The sequence below is a fragment of the Nitratireductor aquimarinus genome, assembly GCF_017255295.1.
In the GTDB taxonomy this organism is placed as follows: Bacteria; Pseudomonadota; Alphaproteobacteria; order Rhizobiales; family Rhizobiaceae; genus Nitratireductor; species Nitratireductor aquimarinus.
Map to the genome: position 1 here is coordinate 820617 of NZ_JAFKDE010000002.1, position 18682 is coordinate 839298.

The 18682-nt window shown below is 62.6% G+C and carries 21 protein-coding genes; 11 read left to right on the plus strand and 10 right to left on the minus strand.

All coding sequences use genetic code 11. The annotated features are described in order from the left end of the window. The first annotated feature begins 92 nt into the window (after positions 1-92). Both JYP46_RS04240 and JYP46_RS04245 read left to right on the plus strand, forming a co-directional pair. The gene (locus JYP46_RS04240) at positions 93-608 is read left to right on the plus strand and encodes a sigma-70 family RNA polymerase sigma factor (protein ID WP_206546615.1); all 516 of its coding nucleotides are present in this window, start codon (positions 93-95) and stop codon (positions 606-608) included. Further along, on the plus strand, positions 608-1393 hold the full coding sequence (locus JYP46_RS04245) for an anti-sigma factor family protein (RefSeq protein ID WP_206546671.1): 786 nt from the start codon (positions 608-610) through the stop codon (positions 1391-1393). Before JYP46_RS04240 ends, JYP46_RS04245 begins: the two co-directional genes overlap by 1 nt. A 66-nt stretch (positions 1394-1459) precedes the next feature. Here the strand turns inward: JYP46_RS04245 and JYP46_RS04250 are convergent, their stop codons facing one another. The 7 genes from JYP46_RS04250 to JYP46_RS04280 form a co-directional block, all read right to left on the minus strand. Continuing rightward, positions 1460-2353, minus strand: a complete 894-nt coding sequence (locus JYP46_RS04250; RefSeq protein WP_206546616.1) for a mechanosensitive ion channel family protein — start codon at positions 2351-2353, stop codon at positions 1460-1462. A gap of 199 nt (positions 2354-2552) precedes the next feature. After that, a complete protein-coding gene (locus JYP46_RS04255) occupies positions 2553-3167 on the minus strand; it encodes a YfbR-like 5'-deoxynucleotidase (protein ID WP_113154676.1) in 615 nt (204 codons plus the stop codon). Continuing rightward, positions 3167-4024: a CAF17-like 4Fe-4S cluster assembly/insertion protein YgfZ gene (ygfZ, locus tag JYP46_RS04260; RefSeq protein WP_206547359.1), complete on the minus strand. Its 858-nt coding sequence runs from the start codon at positions 4022-4024 to the stop codon at positions 3167-3169. Before ygfZ ends, JYP46_RS04255 begins: the two co-directional genes overlap by 1 nt. A gap of 107 nt (positions 4025-4131) precedes the next feature. Beyond that, the gene (locus JYP46_RS04265; RefSeq protein WP_206546618.1) at positions 4132-4545 is read right to left on the minus strand and encodes a hypothetical protein; all 414 of its coding nucleotides are present in this window, start codon (positions 4543-4545) and stop codon (positions 4132-4134) included. Positions 4546-4628: 83 nt separating this feature from the next. Beyond that, entirely contained in the window at positions 4629-5420 is a 792-nt protein-coding gene (locus tag JYP46_RS04270; RefSeq protein WP_206547360.1) for a hypothetical protein, read from the minus strand. A 9-nt stretch (positions 5421-5429) separates the two neighbouring features. Further along, on the minus strand, positions 5430-5801 hold the full coding sequence (locus tag JYP46_RS04275; RefSeq protein ID WP_206547361.1) for a TIGR02301 family protein: 372 nt from the start codon (positions 5799-5801) through the stop codon (positions 5430-5432). Between the two features lie 110 nt (positions 5802-5911). Next, complete coding sequence (locus JYP46_RS04280) at positions 5912-6346, minus strand: NUDIX hydrolase (protein ID WP_206547362.1); 435 nt, start codon at positions 6344-6346, stop codon at positions 5912-5914. Positions 6347-6399: 53 nt separating this feature from the next. On the opposite strand from JYP46_RS04280, the gene JYP46_RS04285 reads away from it, so the two are divergent. After that, the gene (locus JYP46_RS04285) at positions 6400-6969 is read left to right on the plus strand and encodes a DUF2799 domain-containing protein (protein ID WP_222473866.1); all 570 of its coding nucleotides are present in this window, start codon (positions 6400-6402) and stop codon (positions 6967-6969) included. An 18-nt stretch (positions 6970-6987) separates the two neighbouring features. Further along, positions 6988-7743, plus strand: coding sequence for an SOS response-associated peptidase (locus JYP46_RS04290; RefSeq protein ID WP_206547363.1), 756 nt, complete (start codon positions 6988-6990; stop codon positions 7741-7743). A gap of 103 nt (positions 7744-7846) precedes the next feature. Here JYP46_RS04290 and JYP46_RS04295 read toward each other — a convergent pair whose 3' ends face one another. After that, a complete protein-coding gene (locus JYP46_RS04295) occupies positions 7847-9130 on the minus strand; it encodes an NAD(P)/FAD-dependent oxidoreductase (protein WP_206547364.1) in 1284 nt (427 codons plus the stop codon). Between the two features lie 206 nt (positions 9131-9336). Next, the gene (locus tag JYP46_RS04300; protein ID WP_162742263.1) at positions 9337-9495 is read right to left on the minus strand and encodes a transcriptional regulator; all 159 of its coding nucleotides are present in this window, start codon (positions 9493-9495) and stop codon (positions 9337-9339) included. 447 nt (positions 9496-9942) lie between these two features. Between JYP46_RS04300 and cysS the strand changes: the two genes are divergently transcribed. The 6 genes from cysS to rarD all read left to right on the plus strand — a co-directional run bounded on the left by cysS (position 9943) and on the right by rarD (position 15998). Further along, positions 9943-11418, plus strand: a complete 1476-nt coding sequence (gene cysS, locus JYP46_RS04305) for a cysteine--tRNA ligase (protein ID WP_206547365.1) — start codon at positions 9943-9945, stop codon at positions 11416-11418. Beyond that, positions 11415-11798, plus strand: a complete 384-nt coding sequence (locus JYP46_RS04310) for a VOC family protein (protein ID WP_206547366.1) — start codon at positions 11415-11417, stop codon at positions 11796-11798. Before cysS ends, JYP46_RS04310 begins: the two co-directional genes overlap by 4 nt. An 87-nt stretch (positions 11799-11885) precedes the next feature. Further along, the gene (locus JYP46_RS04315) at positions 11886-12398 is read left to right on the plus strand and encodes a GFA family protein (RefSeq protein WP_206547367.1); all 513 of its coding nucleotides are present in this window, start codon (positions 11886-11888) and stop codon (positions 12396-12398) included. After that, a complete protein-coding gene (gene pip / locus JYP46_RS04320) occupies positions 12391-13344 on the plus strand; it encodes a prolyl aminopeptidase (RefSeq protein WP_113154688.1) in 954 nt (317 codons plus the stop codon). Before JYP46_RS04315 ends, pip begins: the two co-directional genes overlap by 8 nt. After that, positions 13341-14972, plus strand: a complete 1632-nt coding sequence (gene cimA, locus JYP46_RS04325) for a citramalate synthase (protein ID WP_206547368.1) — start codon at positions 13341-13343, stop codon at positions 14970-14972. Before pip ends, cimA begins: the two co-directional genes overlap by 4 nt. A 105-nt stretch (positions 14973-15077) precedes the next feature. Continuing rightward, entirely contained in the window at positions 15078-15998 is a 921-nt protein-coding gene (gene rarD / locus JYP46_RS04330; RefSeq protein WP_113154690.1) for an EamA family transporter RarD, read from the plus strand. A 354-nt stretch (positions 15999-16352) separates the two neighbouring features. Here rarD and JYP46_RS04335 read toward each other — a convergent pair whose 3' ends face one another. Then, positions 16353-16964 carry an LOG family protein gene (locus tag JYP46_RS04335; protein ID WP_206546627.1) on the minus strand — a complete coding sequence of 204 codons (612 nt, stop codon included), beginning with the start codon at positions 16962-16964 and terminating at the stop codon, positions 16353-16355. 110 nt (positions 16965-17074) lie between these two features. Between JYP46_RS04335 and JYP46_RS04340 the strand changes: the two genes are divergently transcribed. Then, positions 17075-18634 (plus strand): LysM peptidoglycan-binding domain-containing protein, encoded by a 1560-nt coding sequence (locus tag JYP46_RS04340; RefSeq protein ID WP_206547369.1) that lies wholly within the window; start codon positions 17075-17077, stop codon positions 18632-18634. The last annotated feature ends 48 nt before the right edge of the window (positions 18635-18682 follow it).

Below are 18682 nucleotides of genomic sequence, written 5' to 3' on the forward strand. Positions count from 1 at the left end.
ATAATTTAGCTGGCGTCATGGGAATAAACCGGCGGATAGAAGCGTTGATGTAAAAGAAGCATCAGGACCCGTCCGAAAGACGGGCAGGGGGCATGGACGGCAGACGAAAGGCGATTGTCGGCGAGATACCGGGGCTCCGGCGCTATGCGCGCGCGCTCATGCATGATGCCGATGCCGCTGACGATCTCGTGCAGGACTGTCTGGAGCGCGCTTTTCTGCGGCTCGACAACTGGCAGACCGGCACGTCGCCGCGCCGATGGCTCTTCACGCTGATGCACAATCTTTTCGTGGATGGCGTCCGCGCGCGCAAACGGCGTGGCGAGGTGTCCGATCAGGTAGCGTTCGATGCGCCGGATCTGTCGAGCGCGCCGGAACAGAATGGCGTTCTTGATCTGCGCGACGTGCTCGACGCCCTTCAGGACGTGGCGCCCGAGCGGCGCGCCGCCATTCTGCTGGTCGGCGTGGAGGGCATGAGCTACGCCGAGGCTGCACAGGTTCTGGACATCCCGACGGGAACGCTTATGTCGCGCGTGGCGCGCGGGCGGCAGGATCTGCGTGACGTGCTCGATCTTGCGCGGCGGCGGCGCATTCTCAAGGCGGTGGAATGATGACGCAACGCAGCTTTGATGAGAGAGACATCCACCTTGCGCTCGATGGCGAGTTGCCGGCCGAGGACATGGCAGCCTATGAAGCCTGGCTCATGGCGCGACCCGACATGCGGGCGCTCAGTGCGCGCTATGCTTCCGACCGTGCGCTTCTGCGCGAGACGCTCTCGGGGCTTGCCGGTGAGGAGCCGCCGCAGCGATTATCTGATGTGGGGCTGGGAGCCGGTCGACGCAAAAGCCCGGCGCGCCGCCGCAGCATGGTTGCAGCGGCTGCCGCGCTGCTTCTGGCAGTGGGGGCGAGTGCCGGATATTGGGCAGGGCGCACAGGCTTCAATGGTGCAGAAACGCTTGCCACGCTTGAAGTCGTGGGGCAGGCGGTCGCGGCGCATCAGGTCTACGCGTCGGAAAAGCTGCATGTGGTCGAGGTTGGGGCGAGTGATCGCAACCATCTGGTCGGCTGGCTTTCAAATCGCGTGGGCACGCAGCTTGTTGCACCTGATCTGCGACCGGAGGGTTTCGACCTCATGGGCGGACGGCTTCTGCCGTCGGGCGACAAGACGGCCGCGCAGTTCATGTATGAAGACCCGGAAGGCGAGCGGGTTTCTCTTTATGTCGCGCACTGCCTTCAGGATGAGAAAACAGGCTTCCGCCTGTTCGAGGAGGAGGGTAGCCGCGCCTTCTACTGGCATGAAAACGGGTTTTCCTACACCGTGGCCGGTGCGATCCCGCAAGCGCAGCTGCTGGAGCTGGCGAATGCCACCTATCGCCAGCTGATCGCCGGCAGGTGATGCCGGGTTGGTTGCCCTGAAGAAAAACCGTTCCACCCATCCTGTGAACGGGTGGAACGGTTTGGTTCAGCCTTTTGCAAGAGCCTTTGTGGCGCCGCCGGAAGCGGGCTTCTTGCTGTCGATCGGCAGGTAATGCACATCGCGCTGCGGGAAGGGAATGGAAATGCCCTTCTCGTCAAACGCCTGCTTGGCCGCCTTCGTCATGTCGAGGCGCGTCTGCCACCAGTCGGCGGTCGAGGTCCAGTAGCGCAGGGTGACGGCCACGGCGCTGTCGCCAAGTTCGGACACGTAGGTCACTGGTTCCTGATCTTTCAGAATGCGCTCGTCGGCAGCGGCCAGATCCATCATGGTCTGCTGCGCCAGATCGATGTCGTCGCCATAGCCGATGCCGATCACCAGGTCGTTGCGGCGGCGCGAGTTGCGCGAATAATTGGTGACCGAGGTGTTCCACAGCGAGCTGTTGGGCGCGAGAATGTAGAGGCCGTCGACGGTCTTCATTTCCGTGGCGAAGAGGCCAATGGCCTGGATGGTGCCGGAAATGCCGCTGGCTTCCACGAACTCGCCGACCCGGAAGGGTTTCAGGACCAGCAGCATGATGCCGGCCGCCACATTCTGGAGCGTGCCCTGAAGCGCAAGGCCAATGGCGATGCTGGCGGCGCCCAGCGCTGCAATGATGCTGGCGGTTTGCACGCCAAACTGGGCGAGTACCGTGACGCCGACGAGAACCAGAACCGCATAGCGGGCGACCTGGGACAGGAAGCTGGTGAGCGTGGCGTCGAAGGAGCGGAAATGCTCGAGCGTGCGGCGCACCCATTTCTCGACCATGTTTGCGACGATGAAGCCAGCAATGATGAGAATGATGGCGCCGAGAATCGAGAAGGCGTAGGAAACAGCGAATGCGCTGACCTCCGCCCAGGCCGCCTGGGCAGCGGTCGTGATGGTCTCAGTTTTAAATTCCATTGTGGGGGACGTCTCCGTGCCATTGTGGTCGTTTGCGGCGTGCGAGGGCTGGAAGAAACTTGCCCTCCCTTTGTGTGCGGCGCGCCGTGAGCGGCCGACAGGCGCTCGACTGCGAAAGCCGGCGAACACCCGTGTCTAACAAGCCTTGCATCCGGCTGTAAATCCGGCGTGACAGGGAGGAGAATACAAAGCCGGCTGCTCAGCCCTGCCGGCCAAGCTCGATTTCCGCAAAGCGCGCGAGGAAGGCTTCCTGCGCCAGTCTGGGCGGCTGGGGGGCGATTGCGATGCCTTCCGGTGGCATGCCGCGCGGGCGGCCGAAAAACTTCGCCGCTTCGGGAACCTCAAAACCCGCCAGTTGCGTCGCTTCGTAGAAGGCGGCGATCTGGTCGGCGCGTTTGATGGCCTTTTTCAGCTTTTGCGAGAGGTCGGGCGGAAGCGAGAAGCGCAGATGGATGGCTGTCTGAAGCCGCTTCTCGACGGATTTGTAATCATCGCCCAGCGTTGCCTTGAAGGGCGAGATCATGTCGCCGATCACATATTCGGGAGCATCGTGCAGAAGCGCGGCGAGCGCATGGTCCGGCGTGGCGTCGCCCGAAAGCTGGCTGAAGATCTCTTCCACCAGAAGGGAATGCTGCGCGACGGAATAGGCGTGGTCACCCCTTGTCTGCCCGTTCCAGCGCGCGACACGCGCAAGCCCGTGTGCGATGTCGATGATCTCCACATCGAGAGGCGAGGGATCAAGCAGATCGAGGCGGCGGCCGGAAAGCATGCGCTGCCAGGCGCGCATTCCGGTCTTTGCCGTCGGGGCCGCCATCAGCCCGCATCTCCGTCACTGGCCGGAAAGGTGAACGTCGCCCAGGCCGGAATGGCGAGGATCACTTCGGTTTCGCCTGCGGTGATCGGGTTGCCGGCGTCCATCGCGTCCTTCACCCGGTCGATCCGGGCGATGGCGAGCGCCTGTTTGCCGGACACGGTTCCAAGCGCGCCCAGCGGCTTGCCGCCGGCCCTGATCTCGGTTCCGGCGGCGGGCAGGTCTGCATCGGCCTGAGCGATCAGAAGCCTGCGGCGCGCGGTGCCGCGATGGTGCATGCGCGAGACGACCTCCTGACCGACATAGCAACCCTTCCTGAGGCCGACGCCGCCATTCTGGTCGAAAAGCACATCATGGGGAAAGGCGTCGCCGAGTTCGTAGTCGCTGCCGCTTTCTGCAACGGCATGGGCGATCCGCAGGCGGTCCAGATCCTCGACGCCGGCATCCTGTGCGGGCGCATCTCCATAGTGCCGATAGACCGTGATGGTCTCTGGGAAACGTCGGTCGATTACGGTTGAATCACTGTATGAAGAACCAGAATCACTTTCCCATGAAACAGAGATAACACTCTGTTCAGGCGAGGAAATCTGAGCCTTGGCGCGCAGCCTGTAGAGCGTGAGGCGCTTGACCAGATCTGCTGCAATATCGGCCCGGCATTCGATGCGGAATGCTTCGTCGCCCGCCCTTGAGATCAGGAAATCGAAAAGGATCTTGCCCTGCGGCGTCAAAAGCGCCCCGGGGCGACACTCACCGGAGCCAAGCTTTGCGAGGTCCGTGGTGATCACGTTTTGCAGAAAATGTTCGGCCTCGGGGCCCTCAAGCGTGAAGAGCGCGCGATTGTCGAGATGGCAGGTCGGCATGGCTGATCCGGGGAAGATTCTAGATAGGGCCTGCCCTCTAGCTAGGATGCTTTTGCGCTGGCGACAACCCGGCTTCTTTGTCTGGGGCCGTGCCCAGGGTCCTGACCCTAGCGCCCGGTCTTTTCACGCAACCGCGCCGCCGCTTCGGCGAGCGTTCTCGCGCTTTTCGCGCTCAGCCCGCCATCCTGATAATCACGGCGGATCGCATCTTCGATTTCATCGGCGATGCTGTCGAGGGAGGGGCCTCTGTCGGTCCCTTGAGCACTTCGGTGATCGAACAGATTGATCCAGTGGTCCGTGTCGCGGCCAAAGCGCATCAGGCGATCCAGATAGATTTCCGCACTGCCATCGCGCGACAGAAGGCCAAACAGGCCCGCAGCCAGCGAGAGCGGGCTCATGACCACGTCGCGAAGACCATCGGCCATCAGCTTGACCTGAAAGAGAACCACGCGGCGCACGAGCCGCGTTCGTTGGCCCGAGCTTTTGGAAGTTGCAAAAGCACCGGCTCGAGGCTGCGCCATCCCGTTCATGCGTTCCTCCCTGAAACTCAATTGGATATGGGGGCGCAGTGCCCGATTGCAAGAAATGCGGTCTTCGCTTGCAGTCAGTCTCCGGCGACGAAGAAGGACCAGCGCCCCTCAGGCGTGATGCCCACACGATAGAAGATGTAAGCGCCGAAGCTCTTCATGTCTTCGTAGTCGCCGGCCGTGACGAGCGTGAAGAGTTCCACACGTTGCTTCTTGTCGAGCGTTTCCAGCGGCAGGGCGAAGAAATAGGGCCAGACATACATTTCCTGCGGCGTGCCCTGATCGAGATGCACATAACCCGCCTGCAGAACCTCCAGCAGGATTGCGAGAATTTCCTGACCTTCCTCGTCGCCTGATAACTCCAGAAGATGCTCAAGCGGGTCGCCCTCCAGAAGGCCCAGCGAGAGGCGCGTTCCGGTTTCGCTGTTGCCGATCAACGGGCGCAGCTGTTCGAGATCGCCGCTCTTGGTCGCTTCAACGATCAGGCCATGCATGCGGCGCACGGGTTCGGGCAGCTGCTCCAGATCGTACTGAACCTGAGGGATATCCTTGCCGATCTCGGTGTCAGGACGCACCGTGTCGCGCAGGGGGGTGTCCTTCAGGGGCGTCGCCCCCTCTGCGTCGCCGGGCGTTTCACCGTTTCCGGCAGGCATGCGGATGGGCGGGGGAAGCGGAACACGCTCCACGCTGTCGGTGTCTGCTTCTTCTTCCGCTGCCGGTGCCTCATGCAATTCGCTCAGCGCCAGCGCCGGGGTGGCAGCCCCGATGGTCAGCAGCAGCGCTACCGGTCCGGCCAGCCATCGCCATCCGGGCCCGGCCAGCGACAGCGGGGTTGCAAGGCTCTGAACGTTCAGGAGATGCCGCATCATTATCAGGTCTCAGTTTCCGTAGCGCTGCACGATTTCTTCGGACAGGCGCGAACCTTCTTCCATATACCGGTCAATGGCGGCCAGAGCCTGCGCCGTGCACTTCTCATAGGTGCTGGCGAAGGAGCGGTAGCCATGATTGAAGCTGGCGATCAGCTTTTCGCGGCGATCCGGCGTCGGCGTTTCCGTTTCGAGAAGCGCTTCCATCTTCTCGCGCCATGCTCCGGATTTCTCGCCGCACAGGTTGCGCAGATAATGGACGGAGCCGATCACCTCCGCGAGCTGCAAAAGCGGCTTCTCATAGCTGGCGTCATTGGCCTGCGCGGCAGGTGTCGCCATCACGATCACGGCCAGAAGCCCTGTTCTTACCGATCCTCTACGCATGCCGTGTTGTCACCCAGCGAGCCCCAGACTGTCAAACCCCGTGCTTTTCCAGAGTATGGCACATGGCCTTGAAGAAAGTGGCAAGATTGAGAGCATTCTCCAGGCCATGTTCAAGAGGCGGCCAGGTGTTGCAGTTCTTCAATGATTTCGCGCGTGCTGTCGGTCAGCGGCATGGCGGCGAACGCATCGGCGGAAAACCAGCCGGCTTCGCTTGCATCGTCACCGGCAACCGGCTCACCGGTCATGACCGTGGCGCAGAAGACGGTGAGCCGATAGGTCTTTGCGTCGTCCCCGTTCAGCACGATCTCGCGATAGGGGCTGGCGGTCGTCACGGTCAGTCCGGTTTCCTCCAGAAGCTCGCGGGCCAGCGCCTGTTCGGCGGTTTCGCCCGCCTCCACGCGCCCTCCCGGAAAAGCGAAGTAATCCTTCGCCGGGGCGCGTCCCCGGCGCACCAGAAGAAAGCAACCATTCTTTTGTACTGCGGCCGATACGGCGCGTATTTCCTTTGGTTTAGTCGGCAAAAGCCTTGCATCCTCTCCGTTCATCGCCAAAAGTCCGGCGCTATATTTATGTTCTGATAAGTTGGGGGAACGCAATCATGCAGGCATTGAGGAGCGGAAAACTTGTCGCCGGTCTGGCGGCCATGCTGTCGCTTTCGGCGTGCGCAACGCTAAACGAGACCCAGTGCGAAACGGTAAACTGGAGCGATCTGGGGCGCAGCGATGGCGCTGCCGGCCGCAGCACCTCCTACATCCAGCGGCACCGCGAGGCCTGCGTGAAGTACAATCTGCCGGTCGATGAGAACGCGTGGCGTTCGGGCTGGGAAGACGGCATTCGCCGCTACTGCACGCCTGAAAACGGTTTGAGCGTTGGGCGCGAAGGCCGCAGCTATGCCAATTCGTGCCCGGCGCGCATCGCTCCCGGTTTTGAAAACGCCTATCGGGTTGGCAAGCGTGTACACGACGCCCAGTCGGACTACGACCGGCTGAAGAGTGACCTTGAGCGTCTCTATGACGATCTGGAAGATGCGGCCAAGGGCGAGGAGCGCCGCAAGGTGCGCAACCGGATTTCGCTGAAAGAGTCGGAGCTGTTCCTCGCCGAGGGCCGCCTGCGCGATGCCCAGCGCCTTTATGATCGCTATCTCTATGAGGAAGGCGGCCGGTACTAGGTCGCCTGTGCTACCGGTATGTGTGGTCGCTTTGCCCTGACATCGACGCCCGACGCGGTGCAGTCGCTTCTGGCGGTAACGGATTTCGAGCCGTTTCCGCCGCGCTACAACATTGCGCCCACACAGCCGATCCTCATGGCAATGTCGGGTCCGACGCGCGCGCCGGGCTCCAATCTCCCGGCGCGGCAGACCATGCTCGTGCGCTGGGGGCTTATCCCGTCTTGGGCGAAGAACCCCGCCGATCTTTCGCTGCTGTTCAACGCGCGCTCCGAGACGGCGGCTGAAAAGGCGTCGTTTCGCACGGCCATGCGCCATCGCCGTACGCTGGTCCCGGCCAATGGCTTCTATGAATGGCGGCGCGTCGGCAGCAAGAAGGCCGAGCCTTACTGGATCAGGCCGAAGCACGGCGGGCTGATTGCGTTTGGCGGGCTCATGGAAAGCTGGTCGGAACCGGGCGGAACCGAAATGGACACCGGCGCGATCCTGACCACCGAGGCGAATGAGGACCTGCGCGGCATCCATCACCGCATGCCGGTGGTGATCCAGCCCGAGGATTTCGAGCGCTGGCTCGACTGCCTCAATCAGGAACCGCGCCACGTCGCCGATCTCCTGAAGCCGGCCCAGCCGGATTTCTTCGAGGCGGTGCCCGTTTCAGACCGGGTCAACAAGGTGGCCAATGTCGGTCCGGACCTTCAGGAGCGTGTGGAGCGCCGTGAAGAGGCGCGCTCCGCGCCCAAACCCCGTGACGATGGCGGGCAGCTCGATCTTTTTTAGAGCATCGGCCCGGAAATCGGAATCGATTTTCGGAAAGCACGATGCGCAGGTTCAATAGGTTAGAGCGTCCTTTGTGCATCCGAATGGACGCACAAAGGACGCTCTAAAACACCGTGCGCAGAAGGTGCACTGCCTCCGCGCCATAGCGATAAACGCCCTCGCGCACGCCACGGAAGGATTGCGTCGTCACATCGCTGACGGGCAGGGGCAGTTCGTCGGTGGAGATGCGGCCCAGAATGAGGTCTGCCAGAGATTTGCCAAACACGGTTCCGGGGCCGATGCCGCGACCGTTGTAACCGGAAAAGCCGATCACATTGTCGCCGAGGCGGTGGAATTTTGGCAAATGGTCGGCAGTCATGCCGATATGGCCATACCAGCAGTTTTCAAACCGCGTGCCTTTGAGTTCGGGGAAAAGCCGTGCAATGGCGCGCTCGGCCCAGGCGCGGTGAATGGCCTGTCCGGTGCCTTTCAGGGCACCGACACTGCCAAAGACCAGCCGGCCCTCGCGGTCCCAGCGGAAGGAGGTCAGGATCTGCTTGGTATCCCATGCGCCCTGACGCCCGGGCAGGATCGTGTCGCGCACGGCCTGCGGCAGCGGCGGGGTGGCGAAGTTGAAATAGGGGAGGTGAACGATCTCCTGCCGGATCTGCGGCCAGGGCGAGTTTGTATAGGCATTGGTGGCGACGATGACATGGCGCGCCGTCAGTGCGCCAGTCGAAGTCTCCAGCCGCCAGTCGCTGCCGCTGCGCTCCGCCTTTGTGACGCGGGAACCGGTGTGAAGGCGTGCGCCGGCCCGTTGGGCTGCATGAGCGAGCCCGCGCGCATAGGCAAGCGGCTGGATGGTGCCGGCGCGTTCATCGAGAAGCGCGCCGGAAAAAGTCTGGCTGCCAACCTTCGCACGCGTTTCTTCGCGATCAAGCAGTCTGACCGGCGCACCGCGGGCCTGCCACTGCCGGGCGCGTTCGCCCAGCTGCACGAGGCCGCTTTCGCCGACAGCGCAATGAAGCGTGCCGACAGGCATCGCCTCGCAGGCCATGCCGTGCTGCGTCGCCAGGTCGAACACCACGCGCGGCGCATCGCCCAGAAGGTCGAGCAGGCGCTCGCCATAGGTTTCGCCGAGAATGCCGGGCAGATCGTCGGGCATCACCCACATGCCGGCATTGACGAGGCCGACATTGCGTCCCGAGCCGCCGAAGCCGATTTCCTCGGCTTCCAGAAGCACCACGTCCGTGCCGGCTTCCGCCAGAAACAGCGCTGCGGACAGCCCGGTGTAACCGCCGCCGACAATGGCGACCTGCGCCCTGGCGTCGCCAGACAGCGTCTCGGTTTGCGGGGCGGGGGGCGCGGTCTTCTCCCACAGGCCGTGGGAAAGCGGGTCGTTCCTCATGATGCGGGCTCATTCAACGCTTGGATTGCCGCGACACTTCACATGCCGATCGCTGGCGATCCAAGCGAAAAATCCGCATCACTTCATGCGAACGTCGCATTGAAGTGGTCAAAACGCGCTACACACCATCCTCACCACCGTTCTCACGGTGTTCGGAGATTGCGCTGCCCCTTGCCACACGCTCCGGCTGTCGCCGGAACAAAACCTCAGTCGGTCTGCGTGTCGTAGGGGTGCTGACGGGGTGCCGGTGCAGGCTTTTCAGACTTGCACTGCAGAGCGGCATTGATCGCTGCCGGACCAACCGCATGATACTGGCTAAGCAGAAGCTTGTCCTGTTCGGCGGTATACTCTGCTGGCTTGTTCATATCGCGGGGCATAACTCTTCCTTGATTCCGCGTTGTCGTCCCTTCCGAGCAGATGGGGACCGAATCCGACAAAATCTTGACAGATCGCCCAGCCGGAAGAAGCATCTTTAAAATTGCCGCATCAGCCTTAACAATTCCTTCACAATGGCCCTGTGCTTGCAATACCTCTTTAGGGCCGCAAAGTCGGCTTTGCTTCTCATCCCCAGCCTTTTGGCTTTCAGCTTTTAGTCTTGACGCATTTGCTGCCGGCGGCGATAAGAACGCCTATGAAAACGCTGTGCGCCATTATCGGCATTTGCATTATCGGCTAGCGCCAAACCGCTGGTCCGGACGTTTTCGCCCTCCTTTCCCGACGAGAAAAACGCCCAGGCCAGACGGCCGGAGTGAGCCGTGCCCGCAGTGCAGAACCGCACCGGCGCGACGATGGGTTGAAAACGGAAGGCGAGGATGACGAACGGTTTCAAGGGCCTCAGGGTCTACAACACGCTGACGCGGGCCAAAGAGGACTTCGTCCCCATCGATGCGGACAGGGTGCGCATGTATGTGTGCGGGCCGACGGTCTATGACTATGCGCATATCGGCAATGCGCGTCCGGCCATTGTCTTCGACATCCTGTTCCGGCTCCTGCGCCATCTTTATGGCGAGGATCACGTCACCTATGTGCGCAACATCACCGACGTGGATGACAAGATCAACGCACGCGCCCGGCGCGACTATCCCGATCTGCCGCTCAATGAGGCGATCCGCGAAGTCACGCAGAAAACGGCCGACCAGTATCACGCCGATGTGGCGGCCCTTGGCTGCCTGAGGCCGACAATCGAGCCGCGGGCAACCGAGTTCGTTCTGCCCCGCGCCGACGGGCTGACCGACATGGCGAGCCTGATTCAAACTCTCATGGATCGCGGCCATGCCTATGAAGCGAATGGGGAAATCCTTTTCGACACGGCCTCCATGCCGGCTTATGGCGGGCTTTCCAAGCGCAAGCTGGAAGACCAGCAGGCCGGCGCGCGCATCGCCGTCGAGGCGCACAAGAAGAACCCGGCTGACTTTGTGCTCTGGAAGCAGTCCTCTGCGGATGAGCCGGGCTGGGACGCGCAGTTCACCATCGATGGCGAGGCGGTGACGATCCGTGGCCGGCCCGGCTGGCACATCGAGTGCTCGGCCATGTCGGCGGCCTATCTGGGCGAGGAGTTCGACATTCACGGCGGTGGCCTCGACCTGATTTTCCCGCACCATGAAAACGAGATTGCGCAATCGTGCTGCGCCCATGGCCGCGATGTCATGGCGCGCTACTGGATGCACAATGGCTTCCTCCAGGTGGAGGGGCGCAAGATGTCCAAGTCGGAAGGCAATTTCGTCACCATCAACCAGCTTCTGGAGACGGAAGTGTTCGGCGGTCGATCATGGCCGGGCGAAGTGCTGCGGCTTGCCATGCTGATGACCCATTATCGCGAGCCGATCGATTTTTCGGTACGCAAGCTGGAAGAGGCCGAAGCGGTGCTCGATGGCTGGTACCGCGCCGTTGGCGATGTTGCGGCGGGTGGTGCTGGATGCGCCGACATGGTGGCCGCGCTCAGCGATGATCTTGGCACGACGGGCGCCATCGCGGCGCTGCACGAATTGCGCAGCGAAGCGGCCAAAGGCAATGATGAGGCGCGGCAGGCGCTCAAGGCGAGCGCCGGCCTTCTCGGGCTGCTGGGGCAGACGGAAAGCGAATGGTTCGCCGCAAAGGTGTCAGACGCGTCCATCGATACGGGCGCTGTGGAGACCGCCGTCGAGGAGCGGCTCACGCAGTTGCGCGAAAAGAACTTCGCCGAAGCCGACCGCATCCGCGATGAACTTACGGCGCAGGGCGTCCAGCTGATGGACTACAAGGATCCTGAGAGCGGCGAGCGTCGCACGAAGTGGGAGGTGAAACGGTGATCGATCATATCGGCATACGCACGGCGGATTTCGACCGCGCGAAAGCGTTTTACGACAAGGCAATGGCGCCGCTCGGCGCATCGCTGCTCATGATGGTGCCGCCGGAACATACTGATGGCGTGAAAGTGGGCGGATATGGCCGCGACCGGCCGGTCTACTGGCTGAGCGAAGGCGCGCCGGCGAGCGAGCCAAAACACATCGCCTTCACCGCCAATACGCGCGACGAGGTGGATGCGTTTTACAGGGCGGCGCTGGAAGCCGGCGGTCGTGACAATGGCGCTCCGGGCCCCAGACCGCATTACCACCCCGATTATTACGGGGCCTTCGTGTTCGATCCCGACGGCAACAATGTGGAAGCCGTCTGTCACAGGCCAGTATAGAGCATTTTGCAGTCAGGTGAGATCACCTGACGTCCGCATAAATGCGGAGAAACAAGCAGATGGAGCGGTAAAGGGGAGGGAGCGGAAATGAGCCTCGACAACAAGCCCGTCTATTCCGGCGGTTGCCAGTGCGGTGCGGTTCGTTTCCATGCCGAAGGCGCGCTGGGCGAAGCATCGGTGTGCCACTGCCGCATGTGCCAGAAGGCCAGCGGAAACATCATGCTCCCACTGGTCTCCGTCACCGGGGCAAAACTGAGCTGGACGCGCGGTGAACCGAAGCGCTTCCAGTCTTCCTCCCATGTCCGGCGCGGCTTCTGCGCTGATTGCGGCACCCCGCTTACCTATGAAGCGCCGCACGGTGTCGCGATCACCATTGCCGCCTTCGACCAGCCCGGGGATATCGCTCCGGTGGTGCAGTGGGGCGTGGAGAACAAGCTGCCATACACGGACGGCATATCGGCGCTGCCGGCATACACATCGGACGATGACGAGGAGGCCGCAGAGCTTCTGCGGGGGCTCGTTTCCCATCAGCATCCCGACCACGACACGGAAGAATGGCCGTTGCCCGCAAACGGGCGGAAAGACAAAGAAAATGACTGAATTGCGCACGCTTTATCCCGAGATCGAGCCCTTCGACAGCGGTATGCTGGATGTGGGCGATGGCCATACGATTTACTGGGAGCGTGTGGGGACGCGGGGCGCCAAGCCGGCGGTCTTCCTGCATGGCGGACCGGGGGGCGGCTGCGGGCCGACGCATCGCCGGGCCTTCGATCCCGAAAAATACGACGTGATGCTGTTCGATCAGCGCGGTTGTGGCCGCTCCCTGCCGCATGCGGAACTGGAGGCCAACACCACCTGGCATCTCGTCTCCGACATCGAGCGGCTGCGCGCCATGATGGGCGTTGAGAAATGGCAGGTGTTTGGCGGTTCGTGGGGCTCGACGCTGGCGCTCGCCTATGCCGAGACACATCCCGAACGGGTGTCGGAACTCATCGTGCGCGGCGTCTACACGCTGACCCGCGCCGAGCTCGAGTGGTACTACCAGTTCGGCGTGTCGCAGATGTTCCCAGAGAAGTGGGAGCGCTTCCTTGCGCCGATCCCGCAGGCCGAGCGCGGCGACCTGATGGCCGCCTACCGCAAGCGTCTCGTCTCGGAGGATCGTGCAGTCCAGCTTGAAGCGGCCAAGGCCTGGAGCCTGTGGGAAGGGGAGACCATCACCCTTCTGCCCGATCCCTCGCTGACGGAGCAGCATGGCGATGATGATTTCGCCATCGCCTTTGCGCGGATTGAAAACCATTTCTTCGTTCATGGCGGCTGGTTCGAGGAAGGCCAGCTGCTGCGCGACGCGCACAAGCTTGCCGGTATTCCGGGCGTCATCGTTCACGGGCGTTACGACATGCCGTGCCCGGCGCACTATGCCTGGCAGCTCCACAAGGCGTGGCCCGATGCCGAGTTCCACCTGATCGAGGGCGCGGGGCACGCCTTCTCCGAACCGGGCATTCTCGACCGTCTGATCCGGGCAACCGACCAATTCGCAGGCAAATGACCATGGCAGACAAAGAACGCATCTACCTTTTCGACACCACGCTGCGCGATGGTCAGCAGACGCCGGGCGTGGATTTCTCGGTCGAAGACAAGATCGCCGTGGCCAAGCTGCTCGACGATTTCGGCTTCGATTATGTGGAGGGCGGCTATCCGGGCGCAAACCCGACCGACACGGCCTTCTTTTCCAAGAAACGCACCTCGGATGCCGCATTCGTCGCCTTCGGCATGACGAAGCGCGCCGGCGTCTCGGCGTCCAACGATCCGGGCCTTGCAGCGCTTTTGCAGTCGCAGAGCGATGCGATCTGCTTCGTCGCCAAGAGCTGGGATTACCATGTGCGCGTGGCGCTGGGCTGCACCAATGAGGAAAACCTCGAATCGATCACCGCATCGGTCGAGGCCTCCGTCGCCAAAGGCAAGGAAACGCTGCTCGACTGCGAACACTTCTTCGATGGCTACAAGGCCAATCCGGATTATGCGCTTGCCTGCGCCAAAGCCGCTTACGATGCGGGCTGTCGCTGGGTGGTGCTGTGCGACACCAATGGCGGCACACAGCCGGCTGAGATCCGGGAGATCGTGCAGGCGGTGATCGCGGCCGGCATTCCCGGCGACCATCTGGGCATCCATGCGCATGACGATACGGGCCAGGCGGTGGCGAATTCGCTCGCCGCAGTCGAGGCCGGCGTCAGGCAGGTGCAGGGCACGCTGAACGGCATTGGCGAGCGCTGCGGCAACGCCAATCTGGTGACCATTCTGCCGACGCTTGCGCTCAAGCCTGCCTATGCCGACCGGTTCACCACCGGCATTCCGGCCGAAAAGCTCGCCGATCTTTCGCGGCTGGCGCATGGTTTCGACGAGCTTTTGAACCGCGCGCCGGAGCAGCAGGCGCCCTATGTGGGCGCATCGGCCTTCACCACCAAGGCCGGCATTCATGCCTCCGCCGTGCTGAAAGAGCCGGAAACCTATGAACACGTGCCGCCGGAAAGCGTCGGCAACACGCGCCGCGTGATGGTCTCCGATCAGGGCGGAAAATCAAACTTCATCGCCGAGCTGAAGCGTCGGGGCATTGCGGTCGACAAGGCCGATCCGCGCCTCGATACGCTGATCTCGCTGGTCAAGGACCGTGAGGCGCAGGGCTATGCCTATGAGGGCGCGGATGCGAGTTTCGAGCTTCTTGCGCGGCGCACGCTCGGCCGGGTGCCGGAGTTCTTCAAGGTCGATGGTTTTCGCTGCATGGTGGAGCGCCGGTTTGACGCCAATGGCGACCTGAAAACCGTGTCGGAAGCCGTGGTGCGGGTGACCGTGGATGGTGAGACGCTGATGTCGGTTGCCGAAGGGCATGGCCCGGTCAACGCGCTCGATATCGCGCTGCGCAAGGATCTCGGAAAATATCAGAGCGAGATTTCCGATCTGGCGCTGGCCGATTACAAGGTGCGTATTCTAAACGGCGGCACGGAAGCAATCACGCGCGTTCTGATCGAATCCTTCGATGGCAGCGGCGCCCGCTGGTGGACGGTTGGCGTGTCCGACAACATCATCGACGCTTCGTTTCAGGCGCTGATGGACTCCATCATCTACAAGCTGGTCAAGAACCGGGACAGCGACGGAGAGGCGGCTGTCGACGCTGCCTGATTTCTCCTGACGCAAAGCTGGACCAATAAAATGAAATAGCGACGGGCGCGCCTGCTGTGACAGGATGCCCGTCCAGGGCTTCGGCCGTTGTTTCGTGGAACACTGATGTCTGAGATTGCCGGTAAGCCGCTCGATGAGAGCCGCAATGATGCGCTGCGCGGATTTGTTTTCGCGATGTCGGCCTATGCCATGTGGGGCTTTCTACCGCTCTACATGAAGCTGGTCGCGCATATCCCGGCAACGGAAGTGGTTGCGCACCGTGTTCTGTGGTCGCTGCCGGTGGCGGCGGTGATCCTGCTTGTTCTGGGGCGCACCAGCGATGTGCGAGAGGCGCTTCGCTCGCCGCGCACCCTCATGATGGCAGCGCTCACGGCGGCGATCATCTCGTGCAACTGGGGCATTTATGTCTGGGCCATCGCCACCGACCGCGCGGTCGAAACGGCGCTTGGCTATTACATCAATCCGCTGGTCAGCATCGCCATGGCGGCCATCTTTCTCGGCGAGCGGCTGAACCGCCTTCAGATCGCGGCGGTGTGTCTGGCGGCGGTGGCCGTGGTGGTTCTCACCACCGATGCGGGCGGGCTGCCATGGGTTTCGCTCAGCCTGGCCCTGAGCTTCGCTGCCTATGGGATCCTGCGCAAAACGCTGCCGATCGGACCCAGTCAGGGCTTTTTTCTGGAAGTTCTGATCCTCACCCTGCCGGCAATCGGCTATCTGGGGTGGCTCGCCTTTTCCGGCGAAGCGCATTTCGGCCCGGCAAGCCCCACAGACATGCTGCTTCTCATCGGCTGCGGCCCGGTGACGGCCATCCCGCTCATTCTGTTTGCCTCCGGCGCGAAGCTTCTGCGCTATTCCACCATCGGCATCATGCAGTACACGGCGCCGACCATGATTTTCCTGATTGCCGTGTTCGTGTTCAAGGAGCCCTTCGGCGGTGTGAAGGCGATTGCCTTCGCCCTCATCTGGGCAGCCCTCGCGCTCTACAGCTGGTCGATGCTGCGCGAGGCGCGGCAGGCAAAAAAATAGCCGCCCCTGAGGGCGGCAAAAAATCCGATGATGCCGGAAGGGGTGCGGCGGGCATCTTCGGCTAAAACATCGGACCGAAAAGCGGGTACCGGTTTTCGGTTGCCCCGATGCTCCATCAGGAAACCAGGCCGCCGTTTGGGCGTTGGGTCGACCTGGGGACGTTTGCGCGGGACAGGACGAGCCGGAGAGCGCTTTGCGGGACGACGCTCCGGCGATGGATGCCTGCATCAGCGATGCACCGCGCAGCCTCATGGAAGCAGGCTTGTGTGACAGACGCACTGCAATCCGTTGAACTTCCAGTGACAGTTCGGGCCAGTGACAGTCCGGACGAACAGCGTTGATGATTGTGGACAGTCAGAGCCTGTCGATGGTTGCCGTGTCGCCTTCGTCGCCCGCTGTGCGCGTTGCCGCAGCTTTCAGGATCGCGGGGACGATGTCCTCGGCCCTGTCCACCACAATGGGGCGCACGCGATGATCCGAATGCACGAAACCTTCCTGTTTCATGTGTTCGATCAGGGTGAGAAGCGGGTTCCAGAAACCACCGATATTGGCGAAGATCATCGGCTTTTCATGCCGGGCGAGCTGCGCCCAGGTCATGATTTCGACGATCTCCTCCAGCGTGCCGATGCCGCCGGGCAGGGCCACGAAGGCGTCTGCGCGCTCGAACATGCCGTGCTTGCGCTGGTGCATGTCCTCGGTGACGATCAGCTCGTCCAGTTCCGTCAGCTCAACTTCATTGGCTTCGCGGCGGATCAGGAATTTGGGGATGATCCCGGTGACCTTGCCGCCGGCATCCATGGTTCCACGGGCGACAGCGCCCATGATGCCCTTGGTGCCTGCGCCGTAAACCAGCCGCAGGCCGGCATCCGCCAGCCCCCGTCCCAGCGTAAGGCCTGCCTGGAAATGACTTTCATCGCGCCCATTGCTCGATCCGCAATAAACGCATACCGACTCGATTGTGTTCATGGAAACCATTGCTTGTCTGGGTTACTGTTGTGGTCAAGAGGGCAAGGGCTTTTTCTTGTAGGCGGAGTGAAAAAGCGTTACAGCCTGTCATAAACGGAAAAACGTGCATTATGGGCTTTACACCTTCCAAGGGGCTTCTCTTCGTCTCCGGCGCCGTCATTGCGGGTCTCGGAGCAGCATATGTTCTGGGCGCATTTGATAAGCCGGAGCCATCGCCGGCTGCCGTTTCAGGGGCTCCCGATGCTGCTGCGCCAGCCACACCATCTGCAAAACCTGATGACGCCAGGGCCGCAGCCGACACCAAGGAAGCGCGTCTTGAGGAAGCTGCGAGCGCAGACGATGCGAAGGCTTCGGACGCGCTGAGCCCGGCGGAAGAGGTCTTGCCGCCGTCCTTCGACATCGTCCGTGTCGAGCCGAATGGCTCCATGGTGATTGCCGGGCGGGCCGCTCCCGATGCGCAGGTCGAGATCATCAACGGGTCTTCCGTTCTCGCCATTGCCACAACAGGCCCTTCAGGGGATTTCGCCGCGGTTCTCGACGAGCCGCTGGAGCCGGGCGACTATCAGATCGTGCTGCGCGCGACGACCGGGGACAATGTGGTCGCGACCTCGCTGGAAACGGCCATCGTGACCGTTCCCGACGACGAGACCGGTCAGGTGCTTGCCCTGGTGGACAAGCCGGGCGCGCCAAGCCGCCTCATCACCGTGCCGGAAGCAAAGGCCCCGCAGGCGGAGACTGCACAGGCGTCCGCTCCCGCAGCAGCGTCCGGGCAGGGGGAGGGCGAACAGCTTGCCGCTGCTGATGCCGGTGCGCCGGTAGCAAATGCACCGGCACGACAGGATACGACGCAGCCCGCAGCTGAAACTCAGGCGACGGGCGAAGAGCCGGTCGAGACAGCCAGCGCCCAGGATGCGCAGCCGGCCGCAACAGGTGAGGCTCCGGCCCAGACGCCGAAAGCGCAGAGCGCGACGTCCCCCTTCATCGAGGCGGTTGAAATCGACGGTGGCGAGGTGTTCGTCGCCGGTGCGGCGCGGGCGGGAAGCACGCTGCGCGTCTACGCAAACCAGATCCTGCTCGGCGAGACGGTCGCCACGCCCAACGGGCGCTTCCTGATCGAGGCGACGCGCGAACTGCCGGTCGGGGACTATATCGTCCGGGCCGACATGCTGTCGGATGACGGCCGCACCGTGATCGGGCGCGCAGCCGTGCCTTTCACACGCTCCGAAGGCGAGCAGATCGCAGCGGTCGCGAAGCCGGAGGGGCAGGCCCCGACGCTGAATGATGCAAGCAATGGCAAGGATGCGCGTCTGCCCGAGGGCAATGGTCAGGCGGCAGACGGGGCGGGCGAAAGCACGCCCCAGGGCCAGCAGGGTGTCGCATCTGCCGGCGACAGCGCGTCGGAGAACGGAGCCACCGCTCCCAAGCTCGCGCCTGTGGATGGCTCCGTGATCATTCGTCGTGGCGACACGCTCTGGCACATTTCGCGGCGCGTTTACGGGCAGGGCATCCGCTACACGACGCTTTATCTGGCAAATCAGGACCAGATCGAGGATCCCGACCGCATCTGGCCGGGGCAGGTTTTCGCCGTGCCCGAGACCACGCAGGAAGGCGAGCCGGCCGACATGAAGGCCATCGAAGAGCGCATGGTCACGCCGGAAAATCCGGGTTAGCCAAAAGGAAAATCCGCGTAGCCCTTGAAGAATGGCAGGCTTTCATCG